This is a genomic window from Streptomyces sp. NPDC104226, assembly GCF_055584085.1.
Genome location: NZ_JBVJMS010000019.1, coordinates 1 through 13747, shown reverse-complemented (window position 1 = coordinate 13747; position 13747 = coordinate 1). Strand labels below are relative to the sequence as shown.

The window sequence follows — 13747 nt, the reverse complement described above, 5'->3', positions numbered from 1 at the left end:
GTTACGGCGTCGTCGTCAGGCGGGACAGCGCTTCCGTCAGGGGAAGTTCCTCGCGGGTGCCGGTGCGGCGGTCCTGGAGTTCGACCACGGACTCCGCGGACCGGCGGCCCGCGACCAGGATCCACGGGACCCCGATCAGCTCCGCGTCCGTCAGCTTCACCCCGGGCGACAGGCCCGGCCGGTCGTCCAGGAGGACCCGGAGCCCCGCCCCGGCCAGGGACTCCGCCGCCGACTCCGCCAGCGCGAGCGGAACCGCCTTGCCCGCAGCCACGACGTGCACGTCGGCCGGGGCCACCGCCGCCGGCCAGCACAGGCCCCGCTCGTCCGCCGTCTGCTCGGCCAGCGCGGCCACCGCGCGGGAGACTCCGATTCCGTAGGAGCCCATCGTGACCCGGACCGGCTTGCCCTGGGCCCCGAGGACGTCGAGTCCGAAGGCGTCCGCGTACTTCCGGCCGAGCTGGAAGATGTGCCCGATCTCGATGGCCCGGTCGAGCCGCAGCCCGGCGCCGCAGGAGGGGCAGGGGTCGCCCTCCTCGACGACGACCACGTCCAGGTACCGGTCCACCTCGAAGTCCCGCCCGCAGACCACGTTCCGGGCGTGGGTGTCGGGCTTGTTGGCCCCCGTCACCCAGGAGGTGCCCGGCGCGACGCGGGGGTCGGCCAGGTAGCGGACCTTGTCCAGGCCCTGCGGGCCCACGTAGCCCCGTACGAGGTCGGGCCGGTCGGCGAAGTCCTCCGCCGTCACCAGCTCCACGACCGCCGGGGCCAGGTGCTCCCCGAGCTTGCCGAGGTCGACCTCGCGGTCGCCCGGTACGCCGACGGCGGTGATCTCTCCGTCGACCTTGACGAGGAGGTTCTTCAGGGTCGCCGACGCGGGCACGCCCAGGTGCGCCGCCAGGGTCTCGATCGTGGGGGTGTCGGGGGTCGGGATCTCCTCCGGCGCGGCGTGCTCCCCGGGGGCCGGGGTCAGGGCGAAGGTCACCGCCTCCGTGTTGGCCGCGTAGCCGCAGGAGGGGCAGTCCGCGAAGGTGTCCTCGCCGGCCGGGGCCGGTGCCAGGAACTCCTCCGACGCCGAGCCGCCCATCGCGCCCGACACCGCCGACACCACCCGGTGGTCGAGGCCGAGCCGCTCGAAGATGCGGACGTAGGCCTCGCGGTGGAGCCGGTAGGACTCCGCCAGGCCCTCGTCGGAGACGTCGAAGGAGTACGAGTCCTTCATCTGGAACTCGCGGCCGCGCAGGACGCCCGAGCGGGGCCTCGCCTCGTCCCGGTACTTGGTCTGGATCTGGTAGAGCATGACCGGCAGGTCCTTGTAGGACGTGCACTGGTCCTTGACCACCAGGGTGAAGATCTCCTCGTGGGTGGGGCCGAGCAGGTAGTCCGCGCCCTTGCGGTCCTTGAGCCGGAAGAGCAGGTCCCCGTACTCCGACCAGCGGCCGCTGACCTCGTACGGCTCCTTCGGCAGCAGCGCCGGGAGCAGGACTTCCTGCGCCCCGATCCCGTCCATCTCCTCACGGACGATGCGCGAGACGTTGTCCAGGACCCGCTTGCCGAGCGGCAGCCAGCTCCACACCCCGGCGGAGCTGCGCCGGACGTAGCCGGCCCGGACGAGGAGGCGGTGGCTGAGGGTCTCCGCGTCGGCGGGGTCCTCGCGGAGGGTCTTGGCCATGAGACGGGACATGCGCTGCACGTGTTGCGTTGACATGACGGGAGGCTATCGGGGGCTCCGGGGCCCGCGGAAACGGATTGAGCGCCTCGCCGGCCGGGGCCGTACGGCTCAGGGCCTGCGCAGCGGCAGCGGGGCCCCCATGACGGCGTACGGGAGGCTCGCGCTCGGGAAGAGGACCCTGCGGGCCAGGTCCGTGTAGCCGAGGGAGCCGTAGAGGCCGCGGGCGGGGCTGTCGGTGTCGATCGCGGAGAGGATCGAGCGGTCCTCGGCGGCGGTGTCGGTGATCAGGGTGATGAGGGCGCGGCCGACGCCCTTGCCCTGGAAGCCGGGGTGGACGTGGAGCTCGGTGATCACGAACGACCCGTCGAGCCACTCCTCGTGGCCGCCGGCCCGCAGATAGGGCTCGACGACTCCGGACCACCAGTGCGAGCGGTCGTTGGGCATGCCGTAGACGAACCCGGCGAGCGAGCCGTCCTCGGTGAACGCGCCGAGCGCGCGGGCTCCGCGGCAGGTCATGTGGCGCTGGACGATGTAGCGCCGGATGCCGACCTCCTCCTCGCTGAGCCCGAAGGCCATGGCCTGCACGCGCAGGGCCTCGTCGACCCGGGCGGCGAGGTCGAGGGGGCCGATCCGCAGTCCGGCGGGCCGGCCGGGCTCTTCTCCCGCGGGGGTTGGCGTCATGCGGCGACCTTACTGGCCGACCGCGTGCTCGAACAGGAAGATCGGAACAGGACGCTCGGAAACGGCACGCTCAGAACAGCACGTTCAGAACAGCACGCTCATGAACGCGCCGACCTCGCGGAAGCCGACCCGGTGGTAGGAGGCCCGTGCGGCGGTGTTGAAGTCGTTGACGTAGAGGCTGACCACGGGGGCCACGTCCCGGAGCGCGTACGCGACGACGGCGGCCATCCCGGTCTCGGAGTGTCCGCGGCCGCGGAACTCGGGGGCCACCCAGACGCCCTGGATCTGGCAGGCGCGGGAGGTCGCGGCGCCGATCTCGGCCTTGAAGACGACCTTGCCGTCCTCGACGCGGGCGAAGGAACGCCCACTGGCGACCAGCTCGGCGACCCGGGCCTGGTAGAGCAGGCCACCGTCGCCCGTCATCGGGGAGATGCCGACCTCCTCGGTGAACATGGCCACGCAGGCGGGCATGATCAGGTCCATCTCGTCCTTGCGGATCCGGCGCACCCGGGGGTCGGCGGTCACCTCGGTGGACGGCTGCTCCATGACCATGAGCGGCTGATGGGACCGGACGTCGCGGGCCGGGCCCCAGCTCGGCTCCAGGAGCTGCCAGAGCAGGCCGGTGGCCTCGGCGGGGCCGACGATCGAGGAGCAGCGGCGGCCGGTGCGGCGGGCGCGGTCGGCGAAGGCCCGTACCGCGTCGGGACCGGCGCAGACGGGGACCAGGTTGGCGCCGGCGTAGCAGAGCGAGCGGAGCTCGCCGTCCGCGTACCAGCCCCACATCTCGCCGCCCAGGCGCCACGGGTCGAGCCCGGCGACCTGGACCCGGGAGGTGACGAAGGCGTTCTCGACGGGCTCTCGGCCGAGGATGTCGAGCGCGGCGTCGAGATCACTGGGCTCGAGGACCCGGGTCGTGGTCTGCGTCAACACTGGGGGCCTCACCATGCAAGTCTGCTGATCTCCGCACTGTACCCGGACCGGCTCCGAGATGCCCCCGAGGGCCCTCGGGGCGGTCGTGCCCGCAGGCGCGCATGCGGACGGGCCCGGAGCCGCACCTGCGGCTCCGGGCCCGTCATGTCACGTCACGCGGGACCGGCGGGAACCCGCCGGCGCGGAACCAGCGGAACTAGACGCCGATCGCGACGGTCGGCTCGCCCGACATCACGCCGTCCTTCTCCATCTGCTCGGCGATCTTCATCGCCTCTTCGATGAGGGTCTCGACGATCTTCGACTCGGGGACCGTCTTGATGACCTCGCCCTTGACGAAGATCTGGCCCTTGCCGTTGCCGGAGGCGACGCCCAGGTCGGCCTCACGGGCCTCGCCGGGGCCGTTGACGACGCAGCCCATGACCGCGACGCGCAGCGGGACCTCCATGCCCTCCAGGCCCGCCGTGACCTCCTCGGCCAGCTTGTAGACGTCCACCTGGGCGCGCCCGCAGGACGGGCAGGAGACGATCTCCAGGCGGCGCGGCTTGAGGTTCAGCGATTCCAGGATCTGGATGCCGACCTTGATCTCCTCCACCGGCGGGGCCGACAGGGAGACGCGGATGGTGTCGCCGATGCCCTCGGAGAGCAGCGCGCCGAAGGCGACGGCGGACTTGATCGTGCCCTGGAACGCCGGGCCGGCCTCGGTGACGCCGAGGTGCAGCGGGTAGGTGCACTGGGCGGCCAGCTGCCGGTAGGCGTTGACCATGACCACCGGGTCGTTGTGCTTGACCGAGATCTTGATGTCGCTGAAGCCGTGCTCCTCGAAGAGGGAGGCCTCCCACAGCGCGGACTCGACCAGCGCCTCGGGCGTGGCCTTGCCGTACTTCTTCAGCAGTCGCGCGTCGAGCGAGCCGGCGTTGACGCCGATCCGGATCGGGGTGCCGGCGTCCTTGGCGGCCCGCGCGATCTCCTTGACCTTGTCGTCGAACTGCTTGATGTTGCCCGGGTTCACGCGGACGGCGGCGCAGCCCGCGTCGATCGCGGCGAACACGTACTTCGGCTGGAAGTGGATGTCGGCGATGACCGGGATGTTCGACTTCTTCGCGATCACCGCGAGCGCGTCGGCGTCGTCCTGCGTCGGGCAGGCCACGCGGACGATGTCACAGCCGGACGCGGTCAGCTCCGCGATCTGCTGGAGCGTGGCCCCGATGTCGGAGGTCCTGGTGGTGGTCATCGACTGCACGGAGATCTGGGCGTCCCCGCCGACGGCGACCGAGCCGACCTGGATCTTGCGGCTGAACCTGCGCTCGGCCAGCTTCGTCGGCACGGCGGGCATTCCGAGAGAGATGGCAGTCATCTGCTGTGCAACCCCAAGGTGTGGATATAGGTGCCGGGATCGGCGGGCTCCAAACCCCGAGATTACGCCAACCGGCACGGCTCTCGTGCATCGCCGATTCCGTGCCACTCGAACGTAGGGAGCCGGGCACGAAGAGTGCCCGGCTCCGGTCCACGTGGGGTACGCAGGGCCCGTACGGGGCCGCGCCGATCTTTCGATCAGGTGATTTTAATGGGATTGACCACATCTGCGGCCAGTACCAGCAGGGTGAAGCAGAGGAAGATGCCGGCCACCACGTACGCGGCGGGCATCAGCTTCGCCACGTCGAACGGGCCCGGGTCGGCGCGCCGGAAGACCCGGGCGAAGGCCCTGCGCACCGACTCCCACAGGGCGCCCGCGATGTGCCCGCCGTCCAGGGGCAGCAGGGGCAGCATGTTGAACAGGAAGAGGGAGAGGTTGAACATGCCCAGGACGTTCAGCATGATCGACATCCGCTGCTCGCTCGGAATGTCCAGGGCCGCGATCTCCCCGTTGATCCGGGCCGCGCCGACGATGCCCATCGGGGAATCGGGCTCGCGCTCGGCCCCGTTGAAGACGGAGTTCCACAGGGCCGGGATCTTGCCCGGGAGCTGGGCCAGGCCCTGCAGGCTGCTCTGGACGACCTCGCCCACCCGCTCCGCGGACTGGGTGAAGGTGAGCGGGGCGATCACGGACTTCGGGCCGACGCCGAGGTAGCCGGCCGAGACGTACTCGCCCTTGACGTAGCCTCCGTGGCCGTCGGTCTTGCCGACGCGGTTCTCCACGAGGTTCGCGTGCAGGGTGACCTTCTGGCCGTCGCGCAGGACGGTGAGGGTGGCGGGTCCGATGGTGTTCCGGATGTCCTGCTGGAGCGCGTCCCAGTCCTCGACCGGCTTGCCCTGGAAGGCCACGATCTTGTCGCCGGCCTGCACGCCCGCGGCCTTGGCCGGGGCCGCCGGGTCGCCGGCCGTGCAGGTGTCGCGGTTCTCGCTCTGCTTGATCACGCAGTCGGTGACGGTCTGGACCTGGGTGGTCGTCTGCTGGACCCCGAAGGTCATCCACACGCCGAAGAAGATCGCCATCGCCAGGACCAGGTTCATGAACGGTCCCGCGAACATCACGATCACGCGCTTCCACGGCTTGCGCGTGTAGAAGAGCCGCGATTCGTCGCCCGGCTGCAGTTCCTCGTACGCCGCCGAGCGGGCGTCCTCGATCATCGAGCGGAACGGCGACGTGGAGCGGGCGGTGACCTTGCCGTCCTCGCCCGGCGGGAACATCCCGATCATGCGGATGTAGCCGCCCATCGGGATGGCCTTGAGCCCGTACTCGGTGTCGCCCTTCTTGCGCGACCAGATGGTCTTGCCGAAGCCGACCATGTACTGGGGCACGCGGATGCCGAAGAGCTTGGCCGTGGAGAGGTGGCCGAGCTCGTGCCAGGCGATGGAGAAGAGCAGCCCCACCACGAAGACGAGCACGCCGATCAGGGTCAGCAGTACGGTCATGCGCGCGCCTCCAGGGCGGCCGATGCCGCCATTTCCTGTGCCCGGGCCCTGGCCCAGGTCTCCGCTTCAAGGACGTCCGCGACCGTGAGGGAAGTTCCCCCGGCGGGGATCCCGTGCTCATCGACCACGGCAGAGACCGTATCCATGATTGCTGTGAACGGGAGCCGACCGGCCAGGAACGCCTCTACGCACTCCTCGTTCGCCGCATTGAACACGGCGGGCGCGGTACCGCCCAGGGTGCCGACGTGCCGGGCCAGGCCCACCGCCGGGAAGGCCTCGGTGTCCAGCGGGAAGAACTCCCAGGTGGACGCCTTGGTCCAGTCGAAGGCGGTGGACGCGTCCGGGACCCGCTGGGGCCAGCCGAGGCCGATCGCGATCGGGCCGCGCATGTCCGGCGGGGTGGCCTGGGCCAGCGTGGAGCCGTCCGTGAACTCCACCATGGAGTGCACGTAGGACTGCGGGTGGACCACGACCTCGATCCGCTCGAAGGGGATGTCGTAGAGCAGGTGCGCCTCGATGACTTCCAGGCCCTTGTTGACCAGGGTCGCCGAGTTGACGGTGATCACCGGGCCCATCGCCCAGGTCGGGTGGGCCAGCGCGTCCTGCACCGTGACCGAGGCCAGCTCGGCGCGGGTGCGGCCGCGGAAGGGCCCGCCGGAGGCGGTGACCACGAGCTTGCGCACCTCGGCGCGGGTGCCCGCGGCCAGGGCCTGGAAGAGCGCCGCGTGCTCGGAGTCGACCGGGATGATCTGGCCCGGCTTCGCCAGGGCCTTCACCAGCGGGCCGCCGACGATCAGCGATTCCTTGTTCGCCAGGGCCAGGGTCCGCCCGGCCTTCAGCGCCGCGAGGGTCGGCGCGAGGCCGATGGAGCCGGTGATGCCGTTGAGCACGGTGTGGCACTCGGAGGCCGCCAGCTCGGTCGCCGCGTCCGGTCCGGCGAGGATCTCGGGCAGCGGCTCACCGGGGCCGTACTCGGCGTCCAGCGCCTCCTTGAGGGCCGGTACGACGTCTTCGCGCGCGACGGCCACGGTGTTCACGCGCAGCAGCCTGGCCTGCTCGGCCAGCAGCGCGACCCGGCCGCCGGCGGCGGACAGGGCCGTGACCCGGAACCGGTCCGGGTTGCGCACGGCCAGGTCGATGGCCTGGGTGCCGATGGACCCGGTGGAGCCGAGGATGACGATGTCCCGACGGCCGGCCGCGGGGTCGAAGAGGAGGTGCGGATCGGCGAGGGGGGATGGGCGGTCGCTCATGGACCCATTGTTGCCGCAACTCAGGGGCGCCCGGACACGGAGCCCCCGTCCGTTACCCGAAGGAGAAGGTGCGGGAGCGTCCCGGCGAAGTCCGGCAGGGCGAGCGCCACCCGCCACCAGGCGTCGGGATCGGAGCCGAGGGCCAGCGCGAACAGCCGGTCGGCCTCGGACCGTGCGGCGATCACGGGGGCGGCCGGTTCGTGGCGGTCGGGGTGGTCCACCTCACCCAGCCAGTTGTCCTCGTCCAGGGCCCAGCAGGCGGGCGCCTTGTGCCGGATCACGTCCTCGCCGGTGAGCAGCCCGCGGGCGAGGCAGTCGCGGACCCACCGGATGTCCTCCTGGCCGGACTCCATGGGCACCGCGAGGCTGGCCAGGGCCAGTTCCCGATCCACGCCCGCGACGGGCTCGGCGGTCCCGGGCGCCATGGAGCGCACCGCCTCGGCGAGCCCGGGGACCGGTGGTCCCGCGGCGGGCTCCGTCAGGGTGCCGCGCACGATCCGGGCCACCAGGACCGGCAGGGTGCCGGGGAAGCCGGGGGCGTGGCGCAGCAGTTCCGCCCAGAGCCGGGGGTCGTCGCGCAGGGGGCGCAGCGCCCGGGCGACGGCCGTGCGCATGCCCGTCCGCTCGGGCAGGGTCCAGCGCAGGCCCGTCCTGCGGGTCAGGTCGGCGAGGAGCAGGGTGCGGTGCGCGGGTGCCAGGTGGGCGACGAGCTCCTCGTGCGTGACCCGGCCCATCCGCACGGCGCGGACGGCGGGCCGGTACCAGCGGGGCTCGTCCGGCGCGATGGTGGCGAGCAGCGCGTGTACGGCGTCCCGGGGCAGGTCGGCGGCGAGCAGCAGGGCTTCGACGGAGCCGGCGGGCAGCGGCCGGCGGAGGTGTTCGGCGAGCAGCGGCTCCGGGTCCGGATCGTGGGGCAGCGCCAGGACGTCCAGTGCGACCCGGGGCCGGCGGCCGTGCCGGCGGAGCAGGCCGACGAGCTCGGCCGCGGTGAGCGGCCCCTCGCCGGGATCGCGGCCGAGCTCGGCGCGGAGCACCGGGAGTAGTTCCGGCGGGGTCCGGCGGCGGGCGTACCGGGCGGGCCCGGGCAGGCCGGGCAGCGGCCGGCCGACGACGCGGGGGTTGCGGGCGACGTAGGTCCGGTCGGCCTCGCTGCCGTGGCGGAGCAGCAGGGTGACGGTCGAGGCCGCCAGCCACTCGTCCCGGCACAGGTACTTGACGGCGGGCTCGTCGAGCCGGCCGATCATGTCGGTGACGACGTGGTCCGGTGCGTGGCGCAGCACCTGCGCCACGCACCAGGCCAGCCGTCGGCTGGCGCGGTCTTCCTCGGCCGTCGGCATCGTTCTCGTCCGCCTCGCGCTGTGCTCGTACGGGTACGTGTGCGGGTACCCGTACCCGCACACGTACCCGCACTCGTCCTCGTACATCTGCCCGATGCCTGATGTCCGCGATGATCGCAGGTCAGCGCAGCGGCCGGTGGACGTTTTTCCGGGTCGAGGGGCCGGGGGCGGCGTCGGCGATCCACGGGCCGTCGCCGGAGGGGTCGAGGATGCCCTCCTCCAGCCAGGTGTAGGTGCCGGACAGGACGCCGGCCACGACCTTGCGGTCCAGGTCGTCGGTGTTGTCCCAGAGCCGCCCGAAGAGCTCCTCCACGCGGAGCCGGGACTGCCGGCAGAAGGCGTCGGCCAGCTGGTAGGCCTCGCGGCCGTGCTCGCCGGAGGCCCGCAGGTGCTCGGCGCGCACGCAGGCCGCGCTCATCGCGAAGAGCTCGGCGCCGATGTCGACGATCCGGCCGAGGAATCCCTGCTTGGTCTCCATCCGGCCCTGCCAGCGGGACATCGCGTAGAAGGTCGAGCGGGCGAGTTTGCGCGACCCGCGTTCCACGTAGCGCAGATGGGTGGCGAGGTCGGGGTGGCCGCTCGGGTGGAAGGCCCGGTAGGTGCCGGGTACCTGGCCGGCGCCGGTGGCGAGCTGCGGCAGCCAGCGGGCGTAGAACCCGGCGGCGCGGGCGCCCGCCTTCGCCTTGTCGCCGAGGGCCTTCTCCGGGTCGATGAGGTCTCCGGCCACGGACAGGTGGGCGTCCACGGCCTCACGGGCGATCAGCAGGTGCATGATCTCGGTGGATCCCTCGAAGATCCGGTTGATGCGCAGGTCGCGCAGCATCTGCTCGGCCGGGACGGCCCGCTCGCCGCGGGCCGCGAGGGACTCGGCGGTCTCGAAGCCGCGCCCGCCGCGGATCTGGACCAGCTCGTCGGCCATCAGACAGGCCATCTCGGAGCCGTAGAGCTTGGCGAGGGCGGCTTCGATGCGGATGTCGTTGCGGTCCTCGTCGGCCATCTGGGAGGCCAGGTCGACCACGGCCTCCAGGGCGAAGGTGGTGGCCGCGATGAAGGAGATCTTCGCGCCGACCGCCTCGTGCCGGGCGACGGGCCGCCCCCACTGTTCGCGTACGCCGGACCATTCGCGGGCGATCTTCAGGCACCACTTCCCCGCACCCACGCACATGGCGGGCAGCGACAGCCGGCCGGTGTTCAGCGTGGTCAGCGCGATCTTCAGCCCGGCGCCCTCGGCGCCGATGCGCTGGGCGGCGGGGACCCGGACCCGGTGGAAGCGGGTCACGCCGTTCTCCAGACCGCGCAGGCCCATGAAGGCGTTGCGGTGCTCGACGGTGATGCCCGGCGAGTCGGCCTCGACGACGAAGGCGGTGATCCCGCCGCGGTGGTTCTCGCTCTTGGGGACCCGGGCCATGACGACGAGCAGGTCGGCGACGACCCCGTTGGTGGTCCAGAGCTTCACGCCGTCCAGGACGTACGCGTCCTCCCCGTCCGGGACCGCCGTGGTGGCCAGGCGCGCCGGGTCGGAGCCGACGTCCGGCTCGGTGAGGAGGAAGGCGCTGATGGCGGTGGTCGCGCAGCGCGGCAGGTAGGCGTCCTTCTGCTCCTGGGTGCCGAACATCTTCAGCGGCTGGGGCACGCCGATCGACTGGTGGGCGGAGAGCAGGGCGCCGATGGCCGGGCTCACGGAGCCGACCAGGGCGAGCGCCTTGTTGTAGTACACCTGGGTGAGGCCGAGGCCCCCGTACTTCGGGTCGATCTTCATGCCGAGCGCGCCGAGCTCCTTGAGCCCGCGCACGGTCTCGTCGGGGATCTTGGCCTCGCGCTCGATGCGCGCCCCGTCGACGGAGGTCTCGCAGAACTCCCGCATCCGGGCCAGGAAGGCCTCTCCTCGCCGGACGTCCTCCTCGGCGGGGAGCGGGTGGGGGTGGATCAGGTCCAGCCGGAACCGTCCGAGGAACAGCTCCTTGGCGAAGCTCGGCCGCTGCCAGTTCTGTTCCCGGGCCGCCTCCGCGACCTGCCGTGCCTCGCGCTCTGTCACCTTGGGCTGTGCGGGCTGTGCGGGCGGGACGGGCTGTGCGGGCTGTGTTGCGGACATGAGCGGGCTCACCTCGCCGCCGAGAGAGGGGGTGCTTACCGGTCGGTGCTACCAGTGAGTCGTACCCGTTCGGGGCGGCGGGGAAGCTCTCCCGGGATCTCAGGCATCCTGACGGGCCACGGCCAGACGGGCGACCTGCTCCGCATGGGGGATGAGGTAGAAGTGGTCGCCCTCGAAGACGTGGGACGTGAAGGCGCCCGTGGTGACCGTCGACCAGTCCCGTGCGCCCGTGGTGACGCGGGGGTCGCGGTCCCCCGTCAGGGCCATGACGCCCGCGCGCAGCAGCGGGGACTCCTCGCGGCGACGGTAGGTGCCGATCAGGTGGAAGTCGTTGCGCACGATCGGCAGGAACAGCTCGCGCAGCTCCGGGTTCTGCCAGATCTGCGCGTGGGGTCCGCCCAGCGAGGTGACGGCCGCGATCAGTTCCTCGTCGGTGCGCGGAGCGGCCGGGTCGGCGGGCCCGGCGAGTGAGCGGCCCGAGACGCACAGGCGCGTGACGTGGTCCGCCCCCGCGGCTTCGAGGCGCAGGAGGGTCTCGTAGGCCACGGCCGCGCCCATGCTGTGGCCGAGGAACACCGTGGGTACGGGAGCCTCGGCGAGGAGTTCCTCGGCGATCTGCGGCGACAGCGCGTCCATCGTCGGGATCAGCGGTTCGTCGATGCGGTTCTCGCGTCCCGGGTACCGCACGGCCACGACCTCGACCGAGGGCTCCAGGTGCCGGTGCCAGTCACGGAAGAAGTTCGCGCCGCCGCCCGCGTGCGGGAAGCACACCAGGCGCAGGGAGGGGGCGGCGATGGGGCGGTGGCGGACCAGGTAGGACACGTGCGACTCGATTCGTCGGCCGGGGATCGTCTCGCCCAGCGCTGCGCAGCCGCTGATCTGGGCGCTCACGACCCTGCCACACGGGGGCCGCGGCCGGGGCCCTCGGGGGCCCCGGGGCAAAAGGGGACGGCCGGAGCCCCCGCACAGTAGGCTCCGGCCGTCGGCTTGGTGGCCGTACGAGTTCGGTCAGATGTCGAGGCCGCTGAGGACCAGGACGCGCTCGTAGGTGTAGTCGTCCATCGCGTAGCGCACGCCCTCGCGGCCCACGCCGGACTGCTTGACGCCGCCGTAGGGCATCTGGTCGGCACGGTAGGACGGGACGTCGCCGACGATCACGCCGCCGACCTCCAGCTCGCGGTGGGCGCGGAACGCGGTCTGGATGTTCCGCGTGAACACGCCGGCCTGCAGACCGAACTTCGAGTCGTTGACGGCGGCGAAGGCCTCGTCGGTGTTCTCGACCCGGCGCAGGGTGAGGACCGGTCCGAAGACCTCCTCGGTGGCGAGGGTGACGCCCTCGGGCACCTCCGCGACGATGGTGGGCTCGTACGAGGCACCCTCGCGCTTGCCGCCCGTGAGCAGCTTGGCTCCGGCGGACACGGCCTCGTCGACCCAGGACTCGACCCGCTTGGCGGCGTCCTCGGAGACGAGGGGGCCGACGTCGGTGGCGGAGTCGTTCGGGTCGCCGGTGACCTGCTCGCGGACCTTGGCGACGACCTTCTCGACGAGGCGGTCGTAGACGGCGGCGTCGGCGATCACGCGCTGCACGCCGATGCAGGACTGGCCGGCCTGGTAGTTCGAGAAGGTCGCGATGCGGGTCGCGGCCCAGTCGAGGTCGGCCTCCGAGGACCAGTCCTCCAGGATCACGGCCGCGGCGTTGCCGCCGAGCTCCAGGGTGCAGTGCTTGTGGGGCACGGCCTGCTGGATGGCGTAGCCGACCTTGTCGGAACCGGTGAAGGAGATGACGGGCAGGCGCTCGTCCTTGACCAGCTCCGGCATCTTGTCGTTGGCGACGGGGAGCACGGACCAGGAACCGGCCGGCAGGTCGGTCTCGGCGAGCAGCTCGCCGAGGATCAGACCGGAGAGCGGGGTGGCCGGGGCCGGCTTCAGGATGATCGGCGCACCGACGGCGATGGCCGGGGCCACCTTGTGGGCGCACAGGTTCAGCGGGAAGTTGAAGGGCGCGATGCCCAGGACCGGACCCTTGACGAAGCGGCGGGTCAGGGCCAGGCGGCCGACGCCGCCGGCGTCGGTGTCCAGGCGCTGGGCCTCTCCGCCGTTGAAGCGGCGCGCCTCTTCGGCGGCGAAGCGGAACACGGACACCGCACGGCCGACCTCACCGCGGGCCCACTTGATCGGCTTGCCGTTCTCTGCGGAGATCAGCAGTGCGATCTCCTCGGTGCGCTCGGCGAGCCGGCGGGCCACGTGGGCGAGGGCCTCGGCGCGTACGTGGGCCGGGGTGGCGGAGAACTCCGCGGTCACGGCGTACGCGGCGGCCACGGCCTCTTCGACCTGCGCGTCGGTCGGCACGCTCACGGTACCGACGAGGCGGCCGTCCCACGGGGAGTGGACGTCGAAGCTGTCGTCGCCCGTGGCCTGGCGGCCGGCGAGCCAGAAGGCGTGGGTGGAAGTCATGCTGATCCCGGCCCTTCGGAGTGTGTGCGGTGGGTCCTTGTCTCCTCCACCGTAGGACTCCGGCGGGGTTTCGGCGTTTGTCCGGGGTGGAGTACGTGCGTGGCGCGGCGCGCCGCTTTGTCAGTGTCGGCGGCGCCCCGCCCCGTGCGGTCCCCCGCCGGGGGCTCACCCGGGACCCGGGGCGGCCCGCCCCGGCTCCGGGCGGCGGCCCGTCCCGGCTCCGCAGCGGTGGCCCGTACCGGCGGCGGCCCGGCTGCGCCATGGGCCGGGCCGGCTGCGGCGGAGCGGGCCGCTGCGCGGGGCGGAGTCCCCTACCCGCCCTTCCACCGTTCCCCGGGCTCCGCCCGGACCCGCGCCTCAAACGCCGGCGGGGCTGAGTAGGGGTACCGGGCTGCGCCCGGACCCCCTGGGGCTCCGCCCCAGACCCCGCGCCTCAAACGCCGGCGAGGCTGGAATTGCCCTACGGGCAACCCAGCCCCGC

General features: G+C 72.2%; 10 protein-coding genes. All 10 read right to left on the bottom strand.

Translation table 11 applies throughout. The features are described 5' to 3' along the window. Nucleotide 1 precedes the first annotated feature (1 nt). The 10 genes from ACZ60J_RS38755 to ACZ60J_RS38710 all read right to left on the bottom strand — a co-directional run bounded on the left by ACZ60J_RS38755 (nucleotide 2) and on the right by ACZ60J_RS38710 (nucleotide 13266). Complete coding sequence (locus ACZ60J_RS38755) at nucleotides 2-1705, bottom strand: proline--tRNA ligase (RefSeq protein WP_469688878.1); 1704 nt, start codon at nucleotides 1703-1705, stop codon at nucleotides 2-4. Nucleotides 1706-1777: 72 nt separating this feature from the next. Then, on the bottom strand, nucleotides 1778-2350 hold the full coding sequence (locus ACZ60J_RS38750; protein ID WP_469688877.1) for a GNAT family N-acetyltransferase: 573 nt from the start codon (nucleotides 2348-2350) through the stop codon (nucleotides 1778-1780). An 84-nt stretch (nucleotides 2351-2434) separates the two neighbouring features. Beyond that, complete coding sequence (locus ACZ60J_RS38745; RefSeq protein WP_469688876.1) at nucleotides 2435-3295, bottom strand: GNAT family N-acetyltransferase; 861 nt, start codon at nucleotides 3293-3295, stop codon at nucleotides 2435-2437. Between the two features lie 181 nt (nucleotides 3296-3476). Continuing rightward, entirely contained in the window at nucleotides 3477-4634 is a 1158-nt protein-coding gene (gene ispG, locus ACZ60J_RS38740; protein ID WP_250749283.1) for a flavodoxin-dependent (E)-4-hydroxy-3-methylbut-2-enyl-diphosphate synthase, read from the bottom strand. Between the two features lie 197 nt (nucleotides 4635-4831). Then, nucleotides 4832-6133 carry a M50 family metallopeptidase gene (locus ACZ60J_RS38735; RefSeq protein WP_469688875.1) on the bottom strand — a complete coding sequence of 434 codons (1302 nt, stop codon included), beginning with the start codon at nucleotides 6131-6133 and terminating at the stop codon, nucleotides 4832-4834. Beyond that, the gene (gene dxr / locus ACZ60J_RS38730) at nucleotides 6130-7383 is read right to left on the bottom strand and encodes a 1-deoxy-D-xylulose-5-phosphate reductoisomerase (RefSeq protein WP_469688874.1); all 1254 of its coding nucleotides are present in this window, start codon (nucleotides 7381-7383) and stop codon (nucleotides 6130-6132) included. Before dxr ends, ACZ60J_RS38735 begins: the two co-directional genes overlap by 4 nt. Nucleotides 7384-7403: 20 nt before the next feature. Then, entirely contained in the window at nucleotides 7404-8807 is a 1404-nt protein-coding gene (locus ACZ60J_RS38725; RefSeq protein ID WP_469688873.1) for a hypothetical protein, read from the bottom strand. Between the two features lie 34 nt (nucleotides 8808-8841). Further along, on the bottom strand, nucleotides 8842-10812 hold the full coding sequence (locus ACZ60J_RS38720; protein ID WP_469688872.1) for an acyl-CoA dehydrogenase family protein: 1971 nt from the start codon (nucleotides 10810-10812) through the stop codon (nucleotides 8842-8844). Between the two features lie 99 nt (nucleotides 10813-10911). Continuing rightward, nucleotides 10912-11703 carry a thioesterase II family protein gene (locus ACZ60J_RS38715; protein ID WP_469688871.1) on the bottom strand — a complete coding sequence of 264 codons (792 nt, stop codon included), beginning with the start codon at nucleotides 11701-11703 and terminating at the stop codon, nucleotides 10912-10914. Nucleotides 11704-11820: 117 nt separating this feature from the next. Continuing rightward, entirely contained in the window at nucleotides 11821-13266 is a 1446-nt protein-coding gene (locus ACZ60J_RS38710) for an aldehyde dehydrogenase family protein (RefSeq protein ID WP_469688870.1), read from the bottom strand. Nucleotides 13267-13747 lie beyond the last annotated feature (481 nt).